This is a genomic window from Pseudomonas sp. TE12234 (assembly GCF_054061835.1).
Window position 1 is genome coordinate 64,528 of record NZ_JBSSEP010000004.1, and the last position, 24,211, is coordinate 88,738.

Annotated in this window: 21 protein-coding genes and 5 tRNA genes; 18 read left to right on the forward strand and 8 right to left on the reverse strand. The window is 59.5% G+C overall.

The window, feature by feature from the left end; all coding sequences use genetic code 11:
* Window positions 1-41 precede the first annotated feature (41 nt).
* Window positions 42-746 carry a murein L,D-transpeptidase catalytic domain family protein gene (locus ACVWYU_RS08340; protein WP_457372417.1) on the reverse strand — a complete coding sequence of 235 codons (705 nt, stop codon included), beginning with the start codon at window positions 744-746 and terminating at the stop codon, window positions 42-44.
* A gap of 83 nt (window positions 747-829) precedes the next feature.
* Between ACVWYU_RS08340 and ACVWYU_RS08345 the strand changes: the two genes are divergently transcribed.
* Window positions 830-2,581: a L,D-transpeptidase family protein gene (locus tag ACVWYU_RS08345; protein ID WP_457372418.1), complete on the forward strand. Its 1,752-nt coding sequence runs from the start codon at window positions 830-832 to the stop codon at window positions 2,579-2,581.
* A 93-nt stretch (window positions 2,582-2,674) separates the two neighbouring features.
* Here ACVWYU_RS08345 and ACVWYU_RS08350 read toward each other — a convergent pair whose 3' ends face one another.
* Window positions 2,675-3,142, reverse strand: a complete 468-nt coding sequence (locus ACVWYU_RS08350; protein ID WP_090318659.1) for a hypothetical protein — start codon at window positions 3,140-3,142, stop codon at window positions 2,675-2,677.
* Window positions 3,143-3,333: 191 nt separating this feature from the next.
* Between ACVWYU_RS08350 and ACVWYU_RS08355 the strand changes: the two genes are divergently transcribed.
* Together ACVWYU_RS08355 and ACVWYU_RS08360 are read left to right on the forward strand one after the other, a co-directional pair.
* The gene (locus ACVWYU_RS08355; RefSeq protein WP_457372419.1) at window positions 3,334-4,905 is read left to right on the forward strand and encodes a sensor domain-containing diguanylate cyclase; all 1,572 of its coding nucleotides are present in this window, start codon (window positions 3,334-3,336) and stop codon (window positions 4,903-4,905) included.
* Between the two features lie 142 nt (window positions 4,906-5,047).
* A complete protein-coding gene (locus ACVWYU_RS08360) occupies window positions 5,048-6,454 on the forward strand; it encodes a DUF1254 domain-containing protein (RefSeq protein ID WP_457372420.1) in 1,407 nt (468 codons plus the stop codon).
* Window positions 6,455-6,509: 55 nt separating this feature from the next.
* Here ACVWYU_RS08360 and ACVWYU_RS08365 read toward each other — a convergent pair whose 3' ends face one another.
* The gene (locus ACVWYU_RS08365) at window positions 6,510-6,821 is read right to left on the reverse strand and encodes a hypothetical protein (RefSeq protein WP_457372421.1); all 312 of its coding nucleotides are present in this window, start codon (window positions 6,819-6,821) and stop codon (window positions 6,510-6,512) included.
* A 238-nt stretch (window positions 6,822-7,059) separates the two neighbouring features.
* Here ACVWYU_RS08365 and xth point away from each other — a divergent pair, with 238 nt between their 5' ends.
* The 3 genes from xth to ACVWYU_RS08380 all read left to right on the forward strand — a co-directional run bounded on the left by xth (window position 7,060) and on the right by ACVWYU_RS08380 (window position 10,711).
* On the forward strand, window positions 7,060-7,854 hold the full coding sequence (gene xth, locus ACVWYU_RS08370; protein ID WP_457372422.1) for an exodeoxyribonuclease III: 795 nt from the start codon (window positions 7,060-7,062) through the stop codon (window positions 7,852-7,854).
* A gap of 113 nt (window positions 7,855-7,967) precedes the next feature.
* A complete protein-coding gene (locus tag ACVWYU_RS08375) occupies window positions 7,968-8,795 on the forward strand; it encodes an arylamine N-acetyltransferase family protein (protein WP_457372423.1) in 828 nt (275 codons plus the stop codon).
* Window positions 8,796-9,193: 398 nt separating this feature from the next.
* Window positions 9,194-10,711, forward strand: coding sequence for a nucleobase:cation symporter-2 family protein (locus tag ACVWYU_RS08380; RefSeq protein WP_390955285.1), 1,518 nt, complete (start codon window positions 9,194-9,196; stop codon window positions 10,709-10,711).
* Window positions 10,712-10,840: 129 nt separating this feature from the next.
* On the opposite strand, the gene ACVWYU_RS08385 is transcribed toward ACVWYU_RS08380, so the two are convergent.
* Window positions 10,841-10,916: transfer RNA gene (locus tag ACVWYU_RS08385), tRNA-Asn, on the reverse strand.
* Between the two features lie 227 nt (window positions 10,917-11,143).
* On the opposite strand from ACVWYU_RS08385, the gene ACVWYU_RS08390 reads away from it, so the two are divergent.
* On the forward strand, window positions 11,144-11,374 hold the full coding sequence (locus tag ACVWYU_RS08390; protein ID WP_090318677.1) for a hypothetical protein: 231 nt from the start codon (window positions 11,144-11,146) through the stop codon (window positions 11,372-11,374).
* On the opposite strand, the gene ACVWYU_RS08395 is transcribed toward ACVWYU_RS08390, so the two are convergent.
* Window positions 11,371-11,571 (reverse strand): hypothetical protein, encoded by a 201-nt coding sequence (locus ACVWYU_RS08395; RefSeq protein ID WP_090318679.1) that lies wholly within the window; start codon window positions 11,569-11,571, stop codon window positions 11,371-11,373. The genes ACVWYU_RS08390 and ACVWYU_RS08395 overlap by 4 nt on opposite strands.
* A gap of 150 nt (window positions 11,572-11,721) precedes the next feature.
* Window positions 11,722-12,918, reverse strand: a complete 1,197-nt coding sequence (locus ACVWYU_RS08400; protein WP_247254166.1) for an amino acid aminotransferase — start codon at window positions 12,916-12,918, stop codon at window positions 11,722-11,724.
* 352 nt (window positions 12,919-13,270) lie between these two features.
* Here ACVWYU_RS08400 and uvrB point away from each other — a divergent pair, with 352 nt between their 5' ends.
* Window positions 13,271-15,286: an excinuclease ABC subunit UvrB gene (gene uvrB / locus ACVWYU_RS08405; RefSeq protein WP_247254167.1), complete on the forward strand. Its 2,016-nt coding sequence runs from the start codon at window positions 13,271-13,273 to the stop codon at window positions 15,284-15,286.
* Between the two features lie 60 nt (window positions 15,287-15,346).
* Here the strand turns inward: uvrB and ACVWYU_RS08410 are convergent, their stop codons facing one another.
* Both ACVWYU_RS08410 and ACVWYU_RS08415 read right to left on the reverse strand, forming a co-directional pair.
* The gene (locus ACVWYU_RS08410) at window positions 15,347-16,897 is read right to left on the reverse strand and encodes an MDR family MFS transporter (protein WP_247254168.1); all 1,551 of its coding nucleotides are present in this window, start codon (window positions 16,895-16,897) and stop codon (window positions 15,347-15,349) included.
* Window positions 16,887-17,936, reverse strand: a complete 1,050-nt coding sequence (locus ACVWYU_RS08415; protein WP_457372424.1) for an HlyD family secretion protein — start codon at window positions 17,934-17,936, stop codon at window positions 16,887-16,889. The genes ACVWYU_RS08410 and ACVWYU_RS08415 overlap by 11 nt, the downstream gene beginning before the upstream one ends.
* Before the next feature lie 233 nt (window positions 17,937-18,169).
* On the opposite strand from ACVWYU_RS08415, the gene gltX reads away from it, so the two are divergent.
* The 10 genes from gltX to ACVWYU_RS08465 all read left to right on the forward strand — a co-directional run bounded on the left by gltX (window position 18,170) and on the right by ACVWYU_RS08465 (window position 24,152).
* Window positions 18,170-19,651, forward strand: coding sequence for a glutamate--tRNA ligase (gltX, locus tag ACVWYU_RS08420; protein WP_090318693.1), 1,482 nt, complete (start codon window positions 18,170-18,172; stop codon window positions 19,649-19,651).
* Between the two features lie 201 nt (window positions 19,652-19,852).
* Window positions 19,853-19,928 (forward strand) — tRNA-Ala (locus ACVWYU_RS08425).
* Window positions 19,929-20,007: 79 nt separating this feature from the next.
* Window positions 20,008-20,083: transfer RNA gene (locus tag ACVWYU_RS08430), tRNA-Glu, on the forward strand.
* A gap of 53 nt (window positions 20,084-20,136) precedes the next feature.
* A tRNA-Ala gene (locus tag ACVWYU_RS08435) sits at window positions 20,137-20,212 on the forward strand.
* Window positions 20,213-20,292: 80 nt separating this feature from the next.
* Window positions 20,293-20,368: transfer RNA gene (locus tag ACVWYU_RS08440), tRNA-Glu, on the forward strand.
* 184 nt (window positions 20,369-20,552) lie between these two features.
* Complete coding sequence (locus ACVWYU_RS08445; protein ID WP_090318696.1) at window positions 20,553-21,092, forward strand: TetR/AcrR family transcriptional regulator; 540 nt, start codon at window positions 20,553-20,555, stop codon at window positions 21,090-21,092.
* A 29-nt stretch (window positions 21,093-21,121) separates the two neighbouring features.
* Window positions 21,122-21,955, forward strand: coding sequence for an alpha/beta fold hydrolase (locus ACVWYU_RS08450; RefSeq protein ID WP_090318699.1), 834 nt, complete (start codon window positions 21,122-21,124; stop codon window positions 21,953-21,955).
* Window positions 21,956-22,003: 48 nt separating this feature from the next.
* Complete coding sequence (locus tag ACVWYU_RS08455; RefSeq protein ID WP_056853718.1) at window positions 22,004-22,441, forward strand: acyl-CoA thioesterase; 438 nt, start codon at window positions 22,004-22,006, stop codon at window positions 22,439-22,441.
* A gap of 174 nt (window positions 22,442-22,615) precedes the next feature.
* On the forward strand, window positions 22,616-23,575 hold the full coding sequence (locus tag ACVWYU_RS08460; protein ID WP_247254169.1) for a tRNA dihydrouridine synthase: 960 nt from the start codon (window positions 22,616-22,618) through the stop codon (window positions 23,573-23,575).
* Between the two features lie 130 nt (window positions 23,576-23,705).
* Window positions 23,706-24,152, forward strand: a complete 447-nt coding sequence (locus ACVWYU_RS08465; protein ID WP_047531258.1) for an Hsp20 family protein — start codon at window positions 23,706-23,708, stop codon at window positions 24,150-24,152.
* Window positions 24,153-24,211 lie beyond the last annotated feature (59 nt).

Here is a 24,211-nt window from a genome sequence, read left to right on the forward strand (position 1 = left end):
TGAGTGGCTGCCATTGATTAATATCAAGTGACGCTGCTTGATTACTGGCGTTTAGTGGTCTGTTCCGACGACGCCACGGTGCCGCTCCCACAATTAATGTAGGAAGAAGACTTCAGCCAGTGCTGATCCGGGTAGTAGGAAAACAACAGCTGGCCGTCTTTCATCGAGTCGATCAGTCGATGGGCAATCGCCGGCCTGACGGCCGGGCAACCAAGGCTTCTGCCGATGCGCCCGTTGATGCGTGCCAGGACCGGGCTGACGTACGGTGCGCCGTGAATGACGATTGCCCGCTCGAACGCGTTATCGTTGAAGCCTGGCTCCAGGCCTTCCATGCGCAACGAATAGCCGTTCTGGCCGAGGTAGCTCTCTTGCGTACGAAATAGGCCGAGGCTGGTGGCGTAGCTTTCGTTTTGATTGGAAAACTGGGTGGCCATGTTTTCGCCGCTGTTACGGCCGTGGGCGACGAGTTCGTGAAAGAGCAGTTTGCGTTTTTTCAGATCGAACACCCACAAGCGTTGTTCGGTCGAAGGCAGTGAGTAATCGATCACTGCTAGTCTCTGTGCCGGGGCTGCACCTTGGGCGCGGGTGCATTGTGTGGCGCGTACCGCCAGGGCGATGACTTTGGCATTGGCATTTGGAGCAGCTTTGGCCAGAGCGATTTCAAGCGAATCGGCGTAGGCTGATGGCAGTAAAGCCGACGTCAACAGCAGGGCTGTGAGCGGGAGGCCAAAGCGATGTAGCGCCATAAGTCAGTCTCATCAGGAATAGTTCGAGTCTAGCAGCGAATAGGACGCTAGCCTTTTGATTTGCAGGAGATTAAGGATTATCCATGGGGCAATTAACAAGGTTATTCGTCATAAGCCGCGTCTTTATTATGGTCTTTCTGATCAGTGGCACGGCGTTCGGTGAAACTTCGCCGATCATGCCGGAAACTCCGCCGATCGGGGTACAGGGGGCTGCGCCCAATGACGTCGTTGGCCAGGCCATACAAGCGGTGCTTGAACCTCTGCAATCGGCCTTTCCGCCGCTGCTCACTGCGCGCAGGCATCAGCGACTGGATATCAATCGGGTCGTCCTGGATTTCTATTCCCATCGCAACTATCGCGCCGCCTGGACGGATGGACGCGATGTCGCCCAGTTGCTGAAAAGCCTGAATGACACACGAATCGACGGTCTGGTCCCGCAGGATTTCCGAATTGCCGAACTGGAGCAGGCACGACTCGCGTTGCAGGCTACCGCACCGACGCCGGCACAATCGGCGGCGTTCGACCTCGCGGCAACTCGCACCTACATCACGGCACTGCTGCAGTTGCGACGGGGGAAAGTCGACCCCTCACGGCTGGACTTCCACTGGAACTTTGACCCTGTCGGCGTGGATCCTCGCGAGGACATGAACAGCTTCTTCGCCGCACTCGATGCCCACGACATCGCCCGCGCCTTCGCCCTGGCGCCGCCGCAGGAAACGGTTTACCGCAATATGCGCGAAAGCCTGGCGCAGCTGCGCAAGGTTCGGGACGCTGGCGGTTGGCCGAAAGTGGCCGAAGGGCAATCGCTCAAGCCCGGCATGGACGGTGTGGCGGTCGCGCAGTTGCGTGCCCGTTTGGTGGCTGCGGGCTACCTGGCCCCGACCAAAGGCAAGCGAAACGACTACGACGACAGCGTCATTGCCGCCGTGAAGAAATATCAAGCCGAGCAATACCTGGGCGCCGATGGTGTGGCGGGGAAGACGACGCTGGAGGCCTTGAATGTACCTGTTGAAGCGCGGATCGATCAGGTCCGGGTGAACATGGAGCGGGCGCGTTGGCTGCTCTACAAACTGAAGGGCACCTTTGTGGTCGTCGACATTGCCGGTTACAAGGTCGCGCTGTACCGCGATGGCCAGCCGATCTGGCGTTCCCGGGTACAGGTCGGCAAGCCGTTTCGCAGCACGCCGGTGTTTCAGTCCGAGATTACCTACGTGACGTTCAACCCGACTTGGACCGTGCCGCCGACCATTCTGGTCCAGGATATGTTGCCCAAGATTCAACAGAATCCCGGCTACCTGGCCGCCAACCGGATCCGCGTTTTTGATCGCCAGGGCAACGTGCTCGACCCATCAACCGTTGACTGGTCCAACGCAAAGGGCCTTACCTTGCGCCAGGACGCCGGTCCCGAGAACTCCCTCGGGCAGGTGGTGATTCGCTTCCCCAACGACTACGCCATTTACCTGCACGACACGCCGCACCGCGAGTTGTTCGCCAAGTCCGTGCGAGCCACCAGTTCCGGATGCATCCGGGTGGAGAATCCGCTGCAGTTGGTCGAGTTACTGTTCAACGACCCGGTGCGCTGGAACAGCGAAGGCATTCAAAAGCAATTGGCCAATGGACGAACCGAAAACATCAAGCTTCCAGTCAAGGTGCCGTTGCTGCTGGCGTACTGGACCGTCGATCTGAGCAAGGATGGCCGGGTGACCTTCAAACCTGACGTCTATGGCTATGACTCCCCGGTACTGCGAGAGTTGAACCTGCCTACCAAACTACCGGCCCTGGACTTGCCCCGTGCGGACACCGCGCTGGTGGTGACCGAACAAAGCAAGCTGTAAGCGCGATACCGCACCTGTAGAGCCGGCTTGCTGGCGAAGGCGCTCTAAATGACGCCATCGCGGCAAGCCGGATGCTTACGAATAGCGATGGCCCTACAGTTCCAGCCCTTGTTGCACCACCGAGAGCAGGCCGTTTTCAGTCAGCGCCACCGCGTCGGCTTGCTGTGCGGCTAGCTCGATGCCTTGAAGCCACCAGTGGGTTTCACCGTGTTCGTCGAGGGTGCGCAACAACGCCATTTCGTTGCTTTTACAGTGAATCTCGACACGCCCTTCGCCATCGTCCGTAAAGCGGGCGACGGGGTCGAAGGTCATGCTGTGGTCGTTACCGGTGATCACCAACTGGTCGATGGCATAGTCGTACGTCTCGCCATCGGGGTGGCTCTCGAAGACATGCGTGGGATTGCGCCGCAACGTCAGCCCGGCCTCCATCAGGGGCTGCAGCCAGGTCTCGATGCGGTGATACAGCTCGTAGACCTGCCCTGGCCAGCTGTCGATCGCCTGATCGGCGCTGGTATGCCGGGTTTGTTTGAGCTTTGCGGCGAGTTCGTCTGCCTTGGTCATTTCGATTCCCTGTCTTGATGTATGACTAATCGTAGCTGCTCCCGGGGGATGCAGTTCTTGCCTTGGGTCATGTCTGTTCAACCACTTGGCAAGTGGTTGCCATTTGTCCCCGATAAACCCGTAGACTGCGCGCACAAAAATGAGGGGCTTTTGGGCCGGTGCCCATGCGTTGCCCCTGAGGAAGATTTTTTTTGCCCCCGCGCCCACACGATCCGCATCACGTCCCCAGCATCGCATCGAAACGCCTGCCGTTACGCAAGGCCGCGGTGCTTTTCATTGCTGCGGTGTGCCTGTGCCTGTGTGGGTTGCTTTACCTGCAACTGGAACAATCCCGGCGCCACGACCTGCGCCAGGCTCAGGTCGCCTCGTCGAACCTGACGCGAGCCATGGCGCAGCAGGCCGAAGATACGTTCAAGAAGGCTGACCTGGTGCTCACCAGTCTGGTGGACTGGATTCAGGCTGACGGGTTTGGCCCTGCCGTTCGACCTCGTTTGCAGAAAACCTTCGCCCGACGCGTCCTGGCATTGAATCAATTTCACGGCATTTTTCTGTTTGATCAGAAGGGCCAGTGGGTGGTGACGTCGTTTGAAAATCTGCCTCGCGGCTCCGGCGTCGCGGATCGTGAGTACTTCAAGTTCCATCAGCAGAATGTGTCGACGGTGGCGCACATTGGCCCGGCGATTCGCAGTCGGGAAAACGGCGAGTGGATCATTCCGGTGTCCAAGCGGGTGAACGACAAGAATGGTCAGTTCCAGGGCGTGTTGCTGGCCGGGATCAAGATGTCGTATTTCGACCAGTTCTTCAAAAGCTTCAGCATTGACGACAACGGCTCGATGTTCCTCGGGTTGACCGATGGAACGCTGCTGGCACGCCGGCCCTTTGTCGAGTCGCAGATCGGCACGTCATTGGCCAGGGGCGAAATCTTCGAGAAACTCCTGACCCGGGCACCCTCCGGCAGTGCCACCTTCACTTCTATGGTGGACGGCGTTGTCCGCTTGTACGGCTATCGACAATTGGAGGCTTATCCACTGGTGGTCTCGGCGGCCTCGTCAAAAGATTCGATTCTCGCCGGGTGGTATGACACCGCGTTTCGATCCAGCCTCATCGTCGCCCTGGTCATGCTGGGAGTGGGGGTGTTTGGTTGGGTGTTCATTCGTCAGGTACGTGTCGGCGAGCGAATCGAGGCGGATTTACGCAAGGCCCAGGAAGCGCTGGAGCTGATCGCCACCCATGACAGCCTGACCGGCCTGGCCAATCGCCGCTTGTTCGAGCGGGCGCTGGACATCGAGTTCGGGCGTGGCGCCAGGCAGCAGAGTCCGCTGAGCCTGATCATGCTGGACATCGATTTTTTCAAGCGTTACAACGACACCTATGGCCATGTGGTCGGTGATCACTGCCTGGCCCAGGTGGCGCGAGCAGTGAAAAAATGCTGCCATCGCAAGGCCGATCTGGCGGTGCGTTACGGTGGTGAAGAATTTGCCGTGCTGCTGCCGGACACGGACATCCACGGTGCCATGACCATTGCTGAACAAATCCGCCGCTGCGTCATGGACAAAAATATCAACCACAGCGGATCGCCCACCGGTTACGTGACGGTCAGCCTCGGTTGTTACTCGTTTGTGCCGACCGGGCACGACAGCATTGAAGTATTCCTCCAGCGCGCCGATGCGGCGCTCTATCAAGCCAAGCATTCGGGGCGCAATCGCTCGGCCGTGCTGTCGATGGAAGGCGGTGTCGAAGTGTTGATGCGTTCGGATCGTTGAGGCCGGTGCATCACTGTTTCAGCCCTGTAACACCTTGAATAACCGACTGTCTGCCTGTCAGATCTTGTTCATGTGATCGTCTAGAGTTCCGTTAGCTCTGCCGAGCCCGGCAGACCCCGCCATGCCTCGGACGATCGCCAACATGTTGATATCCCAAGCATTGACCGCCGTTGCTCTAAGTGTTGCCGCCTCCGCTATCTTTCCCCTGGCCAGTCACGCGCAATCGAAAATCACACCCGAAGAAGCTCACGCCATCGGTGTCGAGGCGTACGTTTATTTCTACCCGCTGTTGACCATGGACATCACCCGCAAACAGTTCACCAACATCGAGCCGGGCAAGGAGTTCGGCAAGGGGCCGATGAACATGTTTGTGAGTGTGCCGCAGTATCCGCCTGCGAATTTCAAAGGGGTGGTGCGTTCCAACTTCGACACCTTGTATTCCATCGCCTGGCTCGATTTGACCAAGGAGCCGCTGGTCATCGCCGCCCCGGACACCGCGGGGCGTTTCTACTTGCTGCCGATGCTCGACATGTGGAGCGATGTATTCGCTTCGCCGGGCTGGCGCACCACCGGAACCGATGCCGCACAGTTCCTGGTGACACCGCCGGGCTGGACCGGCACGGTGCCTGCCGGGCTGAATCATCTGCCGGCACCGACACCTTTCGTGTGGGTCATTGGCCGGACCAAGACCGATGGCGCAGCGGACTACGCGGCGGTACACAAGATTCAGGCCGGCTATACCGTGACGCCGCTGTCGCGCCTGGGCAAAGCGGCGGAACCGGTCAGTGTCACGATCGACCCTGCGGTGGACATGAAGACGCCACCGAAGATCCAGGTCGACACGATGTCGGCAGGCAATTACTTCGCCTACGCGGCCGAACTGCTCAAAGTGCATCCGGCCCACAGCACCGATCAACCGATACTGGCGCAGATGAAACGCATCGGCATCGAATCCGGCCAGCCATTCAACCTGAGTTCGCTCGACCCCGATATCCAGGCGGCGCTGCAAACCGTGCCTGAAGAGGCTCAGGCGCTGATGAAGTGGAAAGTCGAGACCCTGGCGCGAGTGGTCAATGGCTGGTCGATGAACACCGACACCATGGGCGTCTACGGCAACTACTACCTCAAGCGCGCCATCGTTGCTCAGGTAGGGCTCGGCGCGAACCTGCCTGAAGATGCGATTTATCCGTTGAACATGGGCGATGCGAATGGCAAGGCGCTGGAGGGTGCGAACAAGTACGTGCTGCATTTTCCCAAGGGCGAAACGCCTCCGGTGAATGCGTTCTGGTCGATCACGCTATACGACCCCGAAGGTTTCCAGGTCGGCAACGAACTTAACCGTTTCGCCGTCAGTAGCTGGATGCCGTTCAAGAACAATGCCGACGGATCGCTGGACCTCTACTTCCAGAACGAAAACCCGGGCAAGGACCTTGAGGCCAATTGGTTGCCGGCACCCAAGGGGCCGTTCAACCTGACCATGCGCCTGTACGGGCCTAAGGCCGAAGCGTTGAACGGCAAGTGGAACCCTCCGGCGGTCAGGCAGATGTAGGTATCTGCCGATGGAGCAGCCGACGATTCGCCCCTCATCGGCTGCCTTTGCGCGTTCAGCTGCCTGTCCCGCCGCCAGCGCCGCCGGTCCCGCCGCCCGCCGCACCGGTGCCTCCACCGGCACCAGAGCCGCTGTTTCCGGCATTCCCGCCAGCGCTGCCACTGGATGAGCCGGTGGCGCCACCGTCACCGGCATTGCCGCCTGAGGACGAGCCGGGAGTATTGTCGGGCGGCATGACCGGGCCACTGGTGGCGCCGGACTGGGTGCCAGTCGTATTGGCGCCGTCGCCCGATGCCGCGTAGGTTGCCAGGGATGCAGCGGACAGCAATCCGGCCAGTAACAGCGAAGTGAGTTTGATGTTCATCATGGCGCGTCTCCCAAAATGAGTCGTTACCTGATGTTGGTGTGAGGGGCGAGACGGTTGGTGCCGGTTGGATGACGAGTGGCGTAGCAGGGTAGATCGCCGGCCTGCGGGCCAACCGGGAACCCTGTGGGAGCTTGCTTGCGAAGGCCGTGCTGTTACGCCGTATACGCGCCAGCCGACGCAACCACTACGAACCATCGGGGTCACAATCTGGACACCCTTGGCAACAGGACTGATGGCCATGAAAAAGTTGCGAATCGCGACGTTCAACGTCAACGGCATGCGCGCCCGGCTGCCGAACCTGCTGGCCTGGCTCGAACGTGAGCAACCGGACATCGCCTGTTTGCAGGAGCTCAAGTCGGTCGACAGCGCGTTCCCTGCTGCTGAGCTGGAGGCCATCGGTTACGGCGCCATCTGGCAGGGGCAGGCATCGTGGAACGGCGTGGCGATTCTGGCGCGGGACGCGCAGCCCCTGGAGAGCCGACGAGGCTTGCCGGGCGATGACGGCGATAGCCAGAGCCGCTACCTGGAAGCCGCCGTGCACGGCGTGCTGGTGGGCTGCTTGTACTTGCCCAATGGCAACCCGCAACCTGGACCGAAGTTCGAGTACAAGCTGGCGTGGTTCGAGCGCCTGATCGCCTATGCCAAGGATCTTCAGTGCAGCGAGCATCCGGTGGTGCTGGCCGGTGACTACAATGTGGTGCCGACCGACCTGGACATCTACAACCCGCGCTCATGGCTCAAGGATGCGCTGCTGCAACCCGAGAGCCGCGAGTGTTATCAACGCCTTCTGGATCAGGGCTGGACGGACGCGTTGCGATACCTGTACCCGCAGGATCGGCTCTACACCTTTTGGGATTATTTTCGCCAGCACTGGCAGAAGAATTCCGGTTTGCGCATCGACCACCTGCTGCTCAATCCAGCCTTGAGTCCTTACCTGCAGGCGGCGGGCGTCGATGCCTGGGTACGCAACGAACCCCACGCCAGCGATCACGCACCGACCTGGATTCAACTGGATTTGCGCAAACACCGTTGACGTCAGGAGTGGGGGCGATTGGTTAAATCAATTGTCGGTCACGGCGGTTCTTCCCTTATACATAGCGCCCATTGGCGGAGCGATCCGCTGCCTGCGTGCACAAGGACTGAACGATGAGCGAGCCACGCCTGACTGACCTCGCGTTGTATCTGCGACGCCTGGGCTTTGACATGCCCCCGGCGCCGACCCTGGAAACCCTGCGACAACTGCAATTGCGCCATACCGGCGTGTTCCCGTTTGAAAACCTGACCACGTTATCCGGCGAACCGGTGCTGATCGACTTGCCCTCGATAGAGAAGAAAGTCCTGCACGAGGGGCGCGGCGGTTACTGCTACGAACTGAACAATCTGTACCTGGCCTTGCTTCAGGCGCTGGGTTTCGATGCGCGGGGCATCAGCGGTCGCGTGGTCATGGGGCAGCCTGAAGGCGCATGGACAGCCCGAACGCACCGCTTGAGCCTGGTCACCCTGGACGGCGTGCGCTACATCAGCGACGTCGGCTTCGGTGGCATGGTGCCCACCGCACCCCTGTTGCTCGATACCGCCGATGAACAACTCACGCCCCATGAGTCGTATCGCATCGAACAGCACGCCGACGGCTACACCCTGCGCGCCAGGGTCGCGGGCGAATGGCGAGCGATGTACATCTTCGACCTGCAGCGCCAGGAGGACATCGATTACGCCGTCGGCAACTGGTATGTCTCGACTCACCCCGAATCCCCGTTCGCCAGGCAACTGATGGTGGCGCGGACCGGGGAGGACTGGCGACGTACGCTCAACAACGGCAGTTTTGCGATTCATCGCATGGGGTCTGACAGCGAGCGCCGGGAAGTGGCCGATGTGCAGGCGTTGATCGGCGTTCTGGAGAGCGAGTTCGACATACGGGTGCCCACCCATGCGACATTGATGCGCACACTTGAGCGATTGATCGTGCCGCAATAGACGGATCATCGTGCACACAAAAAAGGGGCGAATTGGATCATTCTGCCCCTTTTTCGCGCTTCTTCCTGGTCGTGCTTCAGGCGCCTTCGCCTTGTGAAATTCACTGAGAGCCACGAAGGCTGTCTTGCAGGCTTTTCAGGCACAACACACTTGATCTGCCTATAAAAACCGTTGTCCGCGGCCAATGCTCGCCAGATATTCAAACGGCGGGTGAGCGCAAGAGGGAAAGGGCGGGGCGGATATATTCCGAGGTTTTTTAGGAGGTTGCACACACTGGCACACAGACTGCATGGCTAACCGTTCATAAATTGACCGGTCAGTTGTATACAATTCTATAGACAGTTGTCCTGAGTCTTGAATACAGTGTGCGCATAACAAAAACCAGGGAACCCCCTAACATGAAAACGCCCCATGTTTCACACCAACGGCCTGAAGATGAAAATCTCGGGATCGGCGCGAATATGGCTTACGGCCTGCAACATGTTCTGACCATGTACGGCGGCATCGTCGCGGTGCCTTTGATCATTGGTCAGGCGGCCGGGCTTTCGCCGGCGGACATCGGTTTGTTGATTGCTGCTTCATTGTTTGCGGGGGGGCTGGCCACGTTGCTGCAAACCCTGGGTCTACCGTTTTTTGGCTGTCAGTTGCCGCTGGTACAGGGTGTGTCGTTCTCGGGTGTCGCAACCATGGTGGCGATTGTCAGCAGCGGCGGCGAGGGCGGGTTCCAGTCGATTCTGGGGGCGGTGATTGCGGCGTCCCTGATCGGTTTGCTGATCACGCCAGTGTTTTCTCGAATCACCAAGTTCTTTCCGCCGCTGGTCACGGGGATCGTGATCACCACCATCGGCCTGACGCTGATGCCTGTGGCGGCACGCTGGGCCATGGGCGGCAACAGTCATTCACCGGAATTTGGCAGCATGGCCAACATCGGCCTGGCCGCTGTGACGCTGGTGCTGGTGCTGTTTCTGAGCAAGATCGGTAGCGCGACCATCTCCCGCTTGTCGATCCTGCTGGCGATGGTCGTCGGTACGATCATCGCTGTGGTTCTCGGCATGGCGGATTTTTCGTCCGTGACCCAGGGCCCAATGTTCGGTTTTCCCACGCCGTTCCATTTCGGCATGCCGACTTTCCACTTTGCCGCGATCCTGTCGATGTGCATTGTGGTGATGGTGACCCTGGTGGAAACCTCGGCCGATATCCTGGCTGTTGGTGAAATCATCGGCACCAAGGTTGACTCCAAGCGCCTGGGGAACGGTCTGCGCGCCGACATGCTGTCGAGCATGATTGCCCCGATTTTTGGCTCATTCACTCAAAGCGCCTTTGCCCAGAACGTCGGGCTGGTGGCGGTGACCGGAATCAAGAGCCGCTTTGTGGTGGCCACGGGGGGGCTGTTCCTGGTGCTCCTCGGCCTGCTGCCGTTCATGGGGCGGGTCATCGCAGCGGTACCAACCTCCGTGCTCGGTGGTGCCGGTATCGTGTTGTTCGGCACGGTGGCCGCCAGCGGTATCCGTACGCTGTCCAAGGTCGACTACCGCAACAACGTCAATCTGATCATCGTTGCCACTTCCATCGGCTTCGGCATGATCCCCATCGCTGCACCGAACTTCTACGACCATTTCCCAAGCTGGTTCGCCACCATTTTCCACTCCGGCATTAGCTCTTCGGCCATCATGGCCATCGTGCTGAACCTCACGTTCAACCATCTCACGGCCGGTAACTCCGACCAACAGTCGGTGTTTGCCGCGGGGACCGAGCGGGTTCTGCGTTATCAGGATCTGGCGGCGTTGCGCGAAGGGGATTACTTCAGCGACGGCAAGCTGCATGACTGCGATGGTAAAGAGATTCCGGTGGTGGAGCCGGACCATGGCCACGGAGAGCCGCGAGCGACGCATGCCAAAAGCAGTGAGCATGTCTGACACACTTAGCGAATGAAAAAAGCCGATCTGTTGAATAGACAGGTCGGCTTTTTCTTTGTGGATCAAAAAATCGCAGCCACAAAAAAGCCCCTGATCTTTCGATTCAGGGGCTTCTTGATGTTGCTTGTCTGGCTCCACGACCTGGACTCGAACCAGGGACCCAGTGATTAACAGTCACTTGCTCTACCAACTGAGCTATCGCGGAATGGCGTCTATGTTACTGATTCAAAAAGAGAAGTCAAGCGCCTGATAGCAAGTTGATGGATTCATCGGGACAGACGGTGGTTTATCGGTGATTGGCGGTTACCAGAAACGCAGCAGAGGACTACCATGGCCGCCCGGAAGTGGTTACACGCGCTACCGGCCATTCGCCGAAAAGGTACGCGCCATGAATCACTCAACCACCTCACCTCGTCAAAACGGGGTGCTCGCATGAGCATCGCTCAGATCAGCCTGCCCAAGGGTGTCGGCCCGCACGCCGAAAAACTGTTCGATGCGATCACCCAGGCCAGCAGCGCCGACGAATTGAACCGCGCCGGCGGCAAGGCTGAAGGTTTTGTCCTGGGTCTGGAAAGCACCAAGGCGATCAAGAGTCAGGTGGCTGAATCGCTCTATGTCGCCTATGACGACGCCGCCAGCCTGCGGGCGACCGAACTGGCCTAACCGCCGAAGGTAAAGGTGCCGAGCATCAGTTTGGCGTAAAGCGCTGTGGCGCCCAGTTGCACCAGCCACAGCGCCAGGCCGCCGAGGAACACGCCGGTGGCGACTTGCATCACCAGGTTATTGCCCCGTTTGGCCGGAGCACGGGGGATGAAGTCATCCAGGTCATCGCGGTCAGCGCGTAGGTCATCGTTTTTCATGTGGGCTCTCGTCGAAATCTCGGGTGTACATCAAACCTGCAGGAGCGATGTGTGCAGTTTAGGGGCGCTGGTCGGCGCTTTGAGAATTATCTGCGACAAATAAAAAACGGGAAGCCAAAAGGCTTCCCGTTTTTCGTATCAGCGCACGATTCAGATCACCTGAACAATGGCGTCCGTCACGACATTGATGTTGCTCTGGTTCAGCGCAGCCACGCAGATGCGGCCGGTGTCCAGGGCGTAGATGCCGAATTCGTTGCGCAGACGGTGAACCTGCTCAACGCTCAGGCCGGAGTACGAGAACATGCCACGCTGACGGCCAACGAAGCTGAAATCGCGCTGCGGTGCGTTTTTCGCCAGCAGTTCGACCATCTGGGTGCGCATGCCGCGAATGCGCAGGCGCATTTCGGCCAGTTCGGCTTCCCATTGGGCGCGCAGTTCCGGGCTGTTCAGCACGGCGGCGACGATGCTTGCACCGTGGGTCGGCGGGTTGGAGTAGTTGGTGCGGATGACGCGTTTGACTTGCGACAGAACGCGCGCGCTTTCTTCTTTCGATTCGCTGACGATCGACAGGGCGCCCACGCGCTCGCCATACAGCGAGAAGGATTTGGAGAACGAGCTGGAGACGAAGAAGGTCAGGCCCGATTCAGCGAACAGACGCACGGCAGCGGCGTCTTCGTCGATGCCGTCACCAAAGCCCTGGTAAGCCATGTCGAGGAACGGCACGTGACCTTTGGCCTTCACCGCTTCCAGCACGTTTTTCCAGTCCGCCGGGCTCAGGTCGACGCCGGTCGGGTTGTGGCAGCAGGCGTGCAGGACAATGATCGAGCCGTTTGGCAGCGCGTTCAGGTCTTCCAGCAGGCCGACGCGGTTCACGTCATGGGTCGCGGCGTCGTAGTAGCGGTAGTTCTGCACCGGGAAACCGGCGGTTTCGAACAGTGCGCGGTGGTTTTCCCAGCTCGGGTCGCTGATGGCCACGACGGCGTTCGGCAGCAGTTGCTTGAGGAAGTCGGCGCCGATTTTCAGTGCGCCAGTACCGCCAACGGCCTGGGTGGTGATGACGCGGCCAGCGGCGATCAATGGCGAATCGTTACCGAACAGCAGTTTTTGCACGGCCTGGTCGTAGGCGGCAATGCCGTCGATTGGCAGGTAGCCACGGGAAGCGTGTTGAGCGACGCGAATGGTTTCGGCTTCGACAACGGCGCGCAGGAGTGGAATCTTCCCCTCCTCGTTGCAGTAAACACCGACTCCCAGGTTGACCTTGTTGGTACGGGTATCGGCGTTGAATGCTTCGTTGAGGCCCAGGATTGGATCGCGTGGTGCCATTTCGACAGCGGAGAACAGGCTCATTTTTGCGGCGGCTCTGAATGGAGAGTGGAGGGACGTGTCGCGCTCCAGCCGAATGCACTAGAGCGGTGCACAAACGGGGAGCTAGTATAGAGGCCATCTGCGATTGATGGCGACAGACGATTCAGCTTTTACGGTAAGTTTTTCCGATTATTTTCCGACCGTTAGTCGATTGGCATCGTCAAAGACTTCGAGGGATGTAGGACGTTTGCCTTGAAAGCGAGTGCAATCGGCTCCACATTGAGCACAATCCAGTTTTTTCCTCGGGCGACGCGGGTCGTTTGCGGCCTTTCTCGTTCCTGCCGGTTTGACTGTGCAGGGGCGGATTCCTGCACCGAGAACCGAGAGGTACTACATGTCTGAATTTCAGCTAGTCACCCGTTTCCAGCCCGCCGGCGACCAGCCGGAAGCCATCCGCCTGATGGTCGAGGGCATCGAGGCCGGGCTGGCGCACCAGACGTTGCTCGGTGTGACCGGTTCGGGCAAGACCTTCAGTATCGCCAACGTGATCGCCCAAGTGCAGCGCCCGACCCTGGTGCTGGCGCCGAACAAGACCCTGGCCGCGCAGTTGTACGGAGAGTTCAAGGCGTTCTTCCCGAACAATGCCGTGGAGTATTTCGTTTCCTACTACGACTACTACCAGCCCGAAGCCTATGTGCCGTCGTCCGACACCTTCATCGAGAAAGATGCTTCGATCAACGATCACATCGAGCAGATGCGGCTGTCGGCGACCAAGGCGTTGCTGGAGCGCAAGGACGCGATCATCGTCACCACGGTGTCGTGCATCTACGGTCTGGGCAGCCCGGAAACCTATTTGAAGATGGTGTTGCACGTGGATCGCGGCGACAAGCTCGATCAACGGGAATTGCTGCGGCGTCTGGCCGACCTGCAATACACCCGCAACGACATGGAATTTGCCCGCGCGACTTTCCGTGTGCGGGGCGATGTGATTGATATCCACCCGGCGGAATCCGACTTCGAAGCGATCCGCATCGAGCTGTTCGATGATGAAGTGGAAAGCCTGTCGGCTTTTGATCCGCTGACCGGCGAAGTCATCCGTAAGCTGCCGCGCTTCACCTTCTATCCCAAAAGCCACTACGTGACGCCACGGGAAACCCTGATGGGCGCCGTGGAAGGGATCAAGGTCGAATTGAAGGAGCGCCTGGAATACCTGCGTTCCAACAACAAACTGGTGGAAGCCCAGCGGCTGGAACAACGCACCCGTTTCGATCTGGAGATGATCCTCGAACTGGGTTATTGCAACGGCATCGAAAACTACTCGCGCTACCTGTCCGGCCGTGAGGCCGGCGCGCCGCCACCGACCCTTTACGATTACCTGCCGGCCGACGCCTTGCTGGTGATCGACGAGTCCCATGTCAGCGTGCCGCAGGTCGGCGCGATGTACAAAGGTGACCGCTCGCGCAAGGAAACCCTGGTCGAGTACGGCTTCCGGCTGCCGTCTGCGCTGGATAACCGGCCGATGCGTTTCGACGAATGGGAAAGCATCAGCCCGCAGACCATTTTTGTCTCGGCGACCCCCGGCAACTATGAGGCGGAACACGCCGGGCGAGTGGTCGAGCAGGTGGTGCGACCGACCGGTCTGGTCGACCCGCAGGTGGAAATCCGCCCGGCGCTGACCCAGGTTGACGACTTGCTGTCAGAAATCAGCAAGCGTGTTGCCGTCGAAGAGCGAGTGCTGGTTACCACCCTGACCAAGCGCATGGCCGAAGATTTGACCGACTACCTGGCCGACCACGGCGTGCGCGTGCGTTACCTGCACTCGGACATCGACACCGTGGAGCGGGTCGAGATCATCCGCGATCTGCGCCTCGGCACTTTCGATGTGTTGGTGGGGATCAACCTGTTGCGCGAAGGCCTGGACATGCCGGAAGTGTCGCTGGTGGCGATTCTCGATGCGGACAAGGAAGGCTTCCTGCGCTCCGAGCGCTCGCTGATCCAGACCATCGGCCGGGCGGCGCGTAACCTCAATGGCCGGGCGATCCTCTATGCGGATCGCATCACCGGTTCCATGGAGCGCGCGATTGGCGAAACCGAGCGCCGTCGCGACAAGCAGATTGCCTTCAACCTGGCCAACGGCATTACGCCCAAGGGCGTGTTCAAGGATGTGGCCGACATCATGGAAGGCGCCACCGTGCCGGGCTCGCGCAGCAAGAAACGCAAAGGCATGGCCAAGGCCGCCGAGGAAAATGCCCGGTACGAAGCCGAATTGCGGTCGCCAGGTGAGATTGCCAAGCGTATCAAGGCGCTGGAAGAGAAGATGTACCAGCTGGCGCGTGACCTGGAATTCGAAGCCGCAGCGCAGATGCGGGACGAGATTGCCAAGTTGCGCGAGCGGTTGATTACGGTCTGAGCGAGGAACAACACTGGTCTGTAGGCGTTGGCAAGCCAGCTTCTTGAGACGGCACGAACCTCAATGAGCTTCGCCGGCCTTGAGCCCCGCTGGCAATTTCCTGGTCAGCAACACCGCCAGCATGCTGATCCCCAGCGCAATCCCGACAAGATGAAACGCGTCGTTGTAGGCCATGATCGAGGCCTGTTGATGGGCAATCTCGCTGAGTTTGCCCAGCGCCGCCGTTTCACTGCCCAGGCGATCGGTCAAAGAGGCCATGCGTTCAGCCACTTGTGGGTTGCCGGGCACGATGGATTCGCGCAAGTAATCAAAGTACGTCTTGGTACGCGCATCCAGCAGGGTGGCGAGCAGGGCGATGCCAATGGCGCCGCCGAGGTTGCGCAAGATGTTGAACAGGCTCGACGCCGAGCCGGCGTCCTGGGGCAGGATGTAGGCAGTGGCAATCAACGAAATGGTGACCATGATCAGCGGCTGGCCCAGCGCGCGCACGATCTGGATCTGATTGAACTGCGGTCCGGCGAAGTCCGGGTTCAGCACGCCCGAAGAAAAACTCGCCACGCCGAACAGTGCGAAGCCCATCGCGCACAGCCATTTGGGCGAGATGTACTTCATCAGCTTGGGCACCAGCGGGATCAGAAACAGCTGCGGCACGCCCATCCACATGATCACCTCGCCGATCTGCAGGGCGTTGTAGTTCTGGATCTGCGCCAGATACAGCGGCAACAGATAGATCGAACCGTACAACCCGACGCCCATCCCGACGCTGGAAATGCTTGATAGGCCGAAGTTGCGATTGCCGAGGATGCGCAGGTTGATCAGCGGGTTGGGCTTGGAAAACTGTACGATCACAAACGTCATCAGGCTGAGCAGCGCGATGCTGCCGAGGGTGACGATCAGGTTCGACTCGAGCCAGTCCTTGCGATGGCCTTCCTCCAGAAACACCTGCAAACAGCCAAGGCCGACGCCGAGGCTGACGATCCCTGCGTAATCGGTGCTTTTGAGCAGTTCCCAGTGTGCTTCCTTCTTCTCCAGGCCGTACATCAGGCCGGCGATCATGATCAGGCCGGGGGGCACGTTGATGTAGAAGATGTATTCCCAGCCCCAGTTTTCCGTCAGCCAGCCGCCCAGCGTCGGGCCGATCGACGGCGCGAAGGTGGCGGTCATGGCGAACATGGCCATGCCCTTGGCGCGGTGGTGTTCAGGGAGTTTGATCAGGGTGAGGGTGAAGGCGAGCGGGATCAGCGCGCCACCGGTGAAGCCTTGCAAGGCGCGAAAGACAATCATGCTCTCCAGGCTCCAGGCCATGGAGCAAAGGAGCGATGCGGCGAGAAATCCAAGGGACACCCACACCGCCAGCCGTCGCGCCGACAATAGCTGCACCAGCCACGCGGTCAGCGGAATCATGATGATTTCCGCCACCAGGTACGAGGTGGAAATCCACGAGCCTTCTTCCAGGGTGGCCGACAGCGCACCCTGGATATCCTTGAGCGAAGAGTTGGTGATCTGGATGTCGAGCACAGCCATGAAGGCGCCGAGCATCACGCTCATGACCGCGATCCAGTCCCGCCGGGTCGGTTCCCCGACCGGACGGATCAGTTGATCACCGGCCATTGTCAGGGGCGTCTTTGATATTCACTTTGACCGTGACCGACATGCCTGGACGGATCCTGCCGCGCAGGGGATTGTCCGCGGCGAAGGTCAGCTTTACCGGCATCCGTTGTACGACTTTGGTGAAGTTGCCCGTGGCATTGTCCGGCGGCAACAGGCTGAACTGCGCACCTGACGCGGCGAACAGGCTGTCGACCCGCGCTTCGATCGGCGTGTCGCTGTAGGCGTCGAAAATCAGCTCGGCTTTCTGACCGGGTTGCATGTGGCCGATCTGGGTTTCCTTGAAGTTGGCCTGAATCCAGATGTCTTCATCCGGCACGATCGACAGCAAATAGGCGCCGGCCTGCACGTACTGGCCTTCGCGAGCTGCGCGCTGGCCAATCAGACCGCTTATAGGGGCGTGGATTTCGCTGCGGGTGAGGTTCAGTTCAGCCTGGGCGAGATCGGTTTTGGCGTTGGCAATTTGCGCGTCGAGGCGTTTGATTTCGGCGGTCAGTGCGTTGACTTGCTGGCGCTGGCCCTGGGAATCCGCCTGGGCCTTGGCCAGTTGCGAGCGGGCAATATGGGTGTCGGCGGAGAGGGTGGTGACCCGTTCCTCCGAGACATAACCGGGCTTGCGCAAAGTCTCGGCGCGGTTCAGGTCGATCTGTGAGCGACCCAGGCTCGCTTGCATGGACGCGACTTGCGCATCGCTGGCGGCAATCAGGCTGCTTTGCTGCGTCAGTTTGCTCTGGGCTTGCAGGCGTTCGGCTTCGCGGGTGGCAAGGGCCGCGTTGGCGCGGTCGACGGCGAGGTGGAAATCATCCCCTTCAAGTTTGACCAGCAACTGGCCTTTCTCGACATGTTGGTTGTCCTGGACCAGCACCTTGTCAATGCGCGCCCCCAGCTGGCTGGACACGCGGGTGATCTCGCCCTGGACGTACGCGTTGTCAGTGCTTTCGTAAAAACGCCCTTTGAAAAACCAATGGGCAAAAAAGCCCGCGGCGATCAGCAGGACGATTATCAGGAAAATGGACAGGCGACGCTTGAGTTGGGCAGGCATGGGGCAAACTGTAGTCGAGAAATTGTCAGGAAAGTTATCAGCAGGCGAATCTTGCATACAGCCGATAAACGGTAAATGCCATTGGCTGATATTCGGTCATTCACCGTGGAAAACGGGCGTTGTAGGCGCAACCTTGGCTTAAATGCCCTGCTTACTGGAGCAGGGCGTACGTCGCCTGTTACCATTCGCCCCTTGTCTGATCTTCGCTTTCTATTCTTTTGTTGAGACTTGCCATGACCACCGTCCGCACGCGCATCGCGCCATCGCCTACCGGGGACCCCCACGTAGGTACCGCTTACATCGCATTGTTCAACTACTGCTTTGCCAAGCAGCACGGCGGTGAGTTCATCCTGCGGATCGAAGACACTGACCAGCTGCGTTCGACCCGTGAGTCCGAACAGCAGATTTTCGACGCCTTGCGCTGGTTGGGCATCGACTGGAGTGAAGGCCCGGACGTGGGTGGCCCGCACGGTCCTTACCGTCAGAGCGAGCGCGGCGACATTTATCAGAAGTATTGCCAGCAACTGGTCGACATGGGGCATGCCTTCCCGTGCTTCTGCACCGCCGAAGAGCTGGACCAGATGCGCGCCGAGCAAATGGCTCGTGGCGAGACGCCGCGTTACGACGGCCGTGCCTTGTTGCTGTCCAAGGAAGAAGTCGCGCGCCGCCTGGCCGCTGGCGAGCCGCACGTGATCCGCATGAAAGTGCCGAGCGAAGGCGTCTGCGTGGTTCCGGACATGCTGCGTGGCGACGTTGAAATCCCGTGGGATCGCATGGACATGCAAGTCCTGATGAAGACCGACGGCCTGCCGACCTACTTCCTGGCCAACGTGGTCGATGACCACTTGATGGGTATCACCCACGTGTTGCGTGGAGAAGAGTGGCTGCCATCGGCGCCGAAACTGATCCTCCTGTACGAATACTTCGGTTGGGAGCAGCCGGAGCTGTGCTACATGCCGCTGCTGCGTAACCCGGACAAGAGCAAGCTGTCCAAGCGCAAGAACCCGACTTCGGTGACGTTTTACGAGCGCATGGGTTTCATGCCCGAAGCGATGCTCAACTACCTGGGGCGCATGGGCTGGTCGATGCCGGACGAGCGAGAGAAGTTCTCGCTTCAGGAAATGGTCGATAACTTCGATCTCAAGCGTGTGTCCCTGGGCGGGCCGATTTTCGACATCGAGAAATTGTCGTGGCTCAACGGCCAGTGGCTACGCGACCTGCCGGTGGAAGAATTCGCCGCGCGCGTGCAGAAGTGGGCCTTCAATTCCGAATACATGATGAAGATCGCGCCGCACGTGCAGGGCCGTGTCGAGACCTTCAGCCAGGTCGCACCGCTGGCCGGGTTCTTCTTTGCCGGTGGCGTGAATCCGGACGCCAGGCTGTTCGAGTCGAAGAAACTGTCCGGCGATCAAGTTCGTCAGTTGATGCAGTTGATCCTGTGGAAGCTGGAAAGCCTGCGTCAATGGGAGAAGGACAGCATCACTGCGACCATTCAGGCCGTGGTCGAGTCCCTGGAGCTGAAGCTGCGTGACGCCATGCCGTTGATGTTCGCCGCGATCACCGGTCAGGCGAGCTCGGTGTCCGTGCTCGATGCGATGGAAATCCTCGGTCCGGACCTGACGCGTTTCCGTCTGCGCCAGGCGATTGACCTGCTGGGCGGCGTGTCGAAGAAAGAAAACAAAGAGTGGGAAAAGCTGCTGGGCGCTATTGCCTGAGCGCGTCTGACTCGGCGGTAGCCGTCGGAGGCCGGGATATTTGCTCCTGTCCTCCGGCGTTTTCTCCCGAATTTGCGGGGGAAGGGCGGTAAGTGATTGTAATGCCGACAAAAATTTTTGAAATTTTTTAAAAATAAGTTTGACAGGCTTTCGATACACCCTTAAGATTCGCCCCGTCCTCAGCGATGACATCAACGATGAGGGGCTATAGCTCAGCTGGGAGAGCGCTTGCATGGCATGCAAGAGGTCGACGGTTCGATCCCGTCTAGCTCCACCAATTTACACTTCAAGGTCTGGCCACACCGGCCTTGAAGCGATCAACACTCAGCGTTGATCAGTTGTATAGAAGGGTTTGCGTCCCCTTCGTCTAGTGGCCTAGGACACCGCCCTTTCACGGCGGTAACAGGGGTTCGAGTCCCCTAGGGGACGCCAGTTTTACAGAAGCGATGTTACAAGATGTCGCTCCGCCGCGAGGCGAAAAATCCGGGGCTATAGCTCAGCTGGGAGAGCGCTTGCATGGCATGCAAGAGGTCGACGGTTCGATCCCGTCTAGCTCCACCAATTTTACAGTTCAAGGTCTGGCCACACCGGCCTTGAATCGATCAGCTCTCAGCACTGATCAGTTGTATAGAAGGGTTTGTGTCCCCTTCGTCTAGTGGCCTAGGACACCGCCCTTTCACGGCGGTAACAGGGGTTCGAGTCCCCTAGGGGACGCCACGATTACCCGCTCTGCGGGATTTTATAAGGGTCATTCAATTATTGAATGGCCCTTTTGTTTGTCTGGCGTTTGGCCAAATTCCCCCATTTCTTTCAAACTGTTCTTCAGACCAGCGGTCACATCCACGACTTGCAGAAATTTATTATGAGAATAATATTCTAGTCGTAATATTCGGAGGCAACGATGAACGATAAAAAAGCTCAAACCCGTGAACGCATCCTCAAGGCTGCCAGCGCAGCGCTGATTCAGCGCGGCCCGGCCGAGCCTAGCGTGGGCGAAGTCATGGGCGCAGCCGGCCTGACCGTCGGCGGCTTTTATGCGCACTTCGAAAGCAAGGACGCAATGATGCTGGAGGCGTTCAAGCAATTGTTGGGTCGCCGTCGTGACCTGATTGCCGACATGGATGCCGAGCTGACCGGTGAAGAGCGTCGCGCGCTGGTCGCTGCGTTCTATCTGTCGCGCAAGCATCGTGATTCCAGCGAGTCTGCGTGCCCGATCCCGGCGTCGATCGGTGAGCTCGGACGTCTGCCCGATGCCTTCCGGGTCGCACTGAATGAACACATGGAACTGATGGTCGCGCAGTTGGCGTCCAGTCCTGAAGATACCGATAAAGCCCTGGCCGACTTGGCCTTGATGGTGGGCGGTCTGGCGCTGGCACGGGCGCTGGGTCCTGGTGATCTATCCGATCGATTGCTGCGCGCCGCCAAGTCGGCAGTGCGTTGACCTGAAGGCTTGCGCCTGAGGAGAGAGCGATGAGCGCGTTAAAGTGGGTTCGTGGCGTCAATGGCACCTTGGGTTGGTTTGCTCCAAAGCTGGTCGCAAGCAAAATGCGACTGGCATTCATGACGCCGCGAGAATTTGCGCCGCGTGATTGGGAATTGCCGCTGCTGGCCAAATCCGAGCGGATCACGTTGCGCTTCGGTCTCTCGGCATTGCGCTGGGGGCAGGGCCCTGCGGTGTTGCTGATGCACGGTTGGGAAGGCCGGCCGACGCAGTTTGCCAGTCTCATCACCGCTTTGGTCGATGCCGGTTATTCCGTGGTTGCCCTTGATGGTCCGGCGCACGGTCGTTCGCCGGGAACCGAAGCGAACGTAGTGCTGTTCGCCCGCGCCATGCTAGAAGCCGCCGCCGAATTGCCGCCCTTGCAAGCAGTCATCGGTCATTCGATGGGTGGCGCCAGCGCCATGCTGGCCGTGCAGCTGGGCTTGCGTACCGAAACCCTGGTTACCATCGCGGCTCCGGCGCGAATTCTCGGCGTACTGCGCGGCTTCGCGCGTTATGTGGGGTTGCCGCCGAAAGCTCGCTCGGCATTCATTCGTCAGGTTGAGAAGGACGTCGGCATGCGCGCCGCAACGCTGGATGTGGCGCACTACCAACTGGACATGCCTGGCCTGATCGTCCATGCCGAAGACGACAAGTTTGTCTCGGTGAAGGAATCGCAGGCGATCCATGAAGCCTGGTTCGACAGCCGCTTGTTGCGCCTGCAGGAAGGTGGTCATCAGCGAGTATTGGCCGACCCTCGGGTGATTGATGGCGTGCTATCACTGCTGGCCGGACGCCGTCTGCAATCGCGCCAATCGGCCTGAGCATCCGTTACACTGCCCCGGTCGACATCATCTGACCGGGAGTGGGGCATGGGCTGGGATCGGGCAACGCCATTTATCATTGATCTGCAAGTAGGCGCCGAGGACATCGACGGGCTGGGGCACGCCAATAATGCGGTGTATGTCACCTGGCTCGAGCGTTGTGCCTGGCGCCACTCCCAGCGCCTGGGCCTGGATCTGGTCGAATACCGGCGGCTGGACCGGGCGATGGCGGTGGTGCGGCATGAGATCGATTACCTGGCGGCCGCTTATGAAGGCGATGAGCTGCAATTGGCGACCTGGATCGTCGATTGGGATCAGCGCCTGAAAATGACTCGTCACTTCCAGTTGAAGCGCCCGAGCGACAACTCGACGTTGCTGCGGGCGCAAACCACCTTCGTTTGCATCGAACTGTCCAGTGGCAAGCCCAAACGCATGCCGGCGGAGTTCATCGAGGGGTATGGCCCGGCCTTACAGGTCCTGATTTGACAAGACTGTGTGGCGAGGGAGCTTGCTCCCGTTAGAGTGCGCAGCACTCTCCATTTGCAGGAGGACCGCTTCGCGCTGCAGCGGGAGCAAGCTTCCTCGCAACAAAGGTATGCGCAAGTCTTTCGCTCGATAATCCAGTAAACTGCCGCACGTTTTTCGTTGAGTGTGTTTTTCATGCAAATTGCCTTGGCGCCCATGGAGGGGTTGGTCGACGACATCCTGCGCGACGTGCTGACCCGCGTGGGTGGCATTGACTGGTGCGTAACCGAGTTCATTCGTGTCAACGATCAGTTGCTCACGCCTGCCTATTTCCACAAGTTCGGCCCGGAATTGCTCAACGGTGCTCGCACTGCTGCCGGTGTGCCGCTGCGCGTGCAGTTGTTGGGTTCCGATCCGGTTTGCCTGGCAGAAAACGCTGCGCTGGCCTGTGAGCTGGGTTCCGAAGTGATCGATCTGAACTTCGGCTGTCCGGCCAAGACCGTGAACAAGTCTCGCGGAGGAGCGGTTCTGCTCAAGGAGCCGGAGCTGCTGAACCAGATCGTCGAACATGTCCGCCGCGCCGTTCCGGCGCACATTCCCGTGACCGCCAAGATGCGCCTGGGCTTCGACAGCCCGGATGGCTCGCTGGTGTGTGCCACGGCCCTGGCCGAAGGTGGCGCGGCGCACATCGTGGTCCATGCACGAACCAAGACCGACGGCTACAAGCCACCGGCGCATTGGGAATGGATTCCGCGGGTGCAGGACGTGGTCAAGGTGCCGGTGTTTGCCAATGGCGATATCTGGAGTGTCGAAGACTGGCGCCGTTGCCGCGAAATCAGCGGTGTGGAAGACATCATGCTGGGTCGCGGCCTGGTTTCGCGTCCGGATCTGGCTCGGCAAATCGCCGCAGCGCGTGCCGGTGAAGAGGTCATCGAGATGACCTGGGCCGAACTGCTGCCTCTGATTCAGGACTTCTGGCTGCAAGCCAAGGCGCAGATGACGCCCCGTCAATCGCCGGGTCGTTTGAAGCAGTGGCTGGCGATGCTGACCCGCAATTATCCCGAAGCGGTGGAGCTGTTCAGCGTCCTGCGCCGCGAGACCGAACTGGATCAGGTCTCGCGTTTGTTGGGGTTGCAGGTCGCTGAAGCCGCCTGAAAACAGCTAAAAAAAATTTGAAAAAAATCTCTTGAAAAGTAATCGGCGGTCCCTATCTAAGGGTTACGCGATGCCGAATTCGGGTCGCGGAGACAAACAACTTGCTGATAGTTTTCAGGAGATTTGAACCATGAGTACTGCATTTTCCCTGGCGCCTCTGTTCCGTTCCTCGGTAGGCTTCGACCGTTTCAACGACCTGTTCGAAACCGCCCTGCGCAACGAGCCAGGCAGCACCTACCCACCGTACAACGTCGAAAAACACGGTGACGATCAATACCGCATCGTCGTGGCGGCGGCCGGTTTCCAGGAAGAAGACCTGGAGCTGCAAGTCGAGAAGGGTGTGCTGACCATCAGTGGCGGCAAGCGAGACAGCAACGAAGGCGTGACCTTCCTGCACCAGGGCATCGCCCAGCGCGCGTTCAAGCTGTCGTTCCGACTGGCTGACCATATCGAAATCAAGGCTGCCGGTCTGAGCAACGGTCTGTTGAGCATCGACCTGCTGCGGGTGATTCCGGAAGAGGCGAAAGCCAAACGCATCCCGATCAACGGGACGGAAAAACCGGCTCTGCAGCACTGAGTCAGAGCAACAAGAAGGGGCGCCATTGGCGCCCCTTTTTTGTACCCGGCCCCTGGAAA

Bases quoted from the DNA above. Each gene is read 5' to 3' on its own strand.
- ACVWYU_RS08340 (WP_457372417.1), bottom strand. From the start codon at position 746: ATGGCGCTACATCGCTTTGGCCTCCCGCTCACAGCCCTGCTGTTGACG.
- ACVWYU_RS08345 (WP_457372418.1), top strand. From the start codon at position 830: ATGGGGCAATTAACAAGGTTATTCGTCATAAGCCGCGTCTTTATTATG.
- ACVWYU_RS08350 (WP_090318659.1), bottom strand. From the start codon at position 3,142: ATGACCAAGGCAGACGAACTCGCCGCAAAGCTCAAACAAACCCGGCAT.
- ACVWYU_RS08360 (WP_457372420.1), top strand. From the start codon at position 5,048: ATGTTGATATCCCAAGCATTGACCGCCGTTGCTCTAAGTGTTGCCGCC.
- ACVWYU_RS08365 (WP_457372421.1), bottom strand. From the start codon at position 6,821: ATGATGAACATCAAACTCACTTCGCTGTTACTGGCCGGATTGCTGTCC.
- xth (WP_457372422.1), top strand. From the start codon at position 7,060: ATGAAAAAGTTGCGAATCGCGACGTTCAACGTCAACGGCATGCGCGCC.
- ACVWYU_RS08375 (WP_457372423.1), top strand. From the start codon at position 7,968: ATGAGCGAGCCACGCCTGACTGACCTCGCGTTGTATCTGCGACGCCTG.
- ACVWYU_RS08380 (WP_390955285.1), top strand. From the start codon at position 9,194: ATGAAAACGCCCCATGTTTCACACCAACGGCCTGAAGATGAAAATCTC.
- ACVWYU_RS08390 (WP_090318677.1), top strand. From the start codon at position 11,144: ATGAGCATCGCTCAGATCAGCCTGCCCAAGGGTGTCGGCCCGCACGCC.
- ACVWYU_RS08395 (WP_090318679.1), bottom strand. From the start codon at position 11,571: ATGAAAAACGATGACCTACGCGCTGACCGCGATGACCTGGATGACTTC.
- ACVWYU_RS08400 (WP_247254166.1), bottom strand. From the start codon at position 12,918: ATGAGCCTGTTCTCCGCTGTCGAAATGGCACCACGCGATCCAATCCTG.
- uvrB (WP_247254167.1), top strand. From the start codon at position 13,271: ATGTCTGAATTTCAGCTAGTCACCCGTTTCCAGCCCGCCGGCGACCAG.
- ACVWYU_RS08410 (WP_247254168.1), bottom strand. From the start codon at position 16,897: ATGGCCGGTGATCAACTGATCCGTCCGGTCGGGGAACCGACCCGGCGG.
- ACVWYU_RS08415 (WP_457372424.1), bottom strand. From the start codon at position 17,936: ATGCCTGCCCAACTCAAGCGTCGCCTGTCCATTTTCCTGATAATCGTC.
- gltX (WP_090318693.1), top strand. From the start codon at position 18,170: ATGACCACCGTCCGCACGCGCATCGCGCCATCGCCTACCGGGGACCCC.
- ACVWYU_RS08445 (WP_090318696.1), top strand. From the start codon at position 20,553: ATGAACGATAAAAAAGCTCAAACCCGTGAACGCATCCTCAAGGCTGCC.
- ACVWYU_RS08450 (WP_090318699.1), top strand. From the start codon at position 21,122: ATGAGCGCGTTAAAGTGGGTTCGTGGCGTCAATGGCACCTTGGGTTGG.
- ACVWYU_RS08455 (WP_056853718.1), top strand. From the start codon at position 22,004: ATGGGCTGGGATCGGGCAACGCCATTTATCATTGATCTGCAAGTAGGC.
- ACVWYU_RS08460 (WP_247254169.1), top strand. From the start codon at position 22,616: ATGCAAATTGCCTTGGCGCCCATGGAGGGGTTGGTCGACGACATCCTG.
- ACVWYU_RS08465 (WP_047531258.1), top strand. From the start codon at position 23,706: ATGAGTACTGCATTTTCCCTGGCGCCTCTGTTCCGTTCCTCGGTAGGC.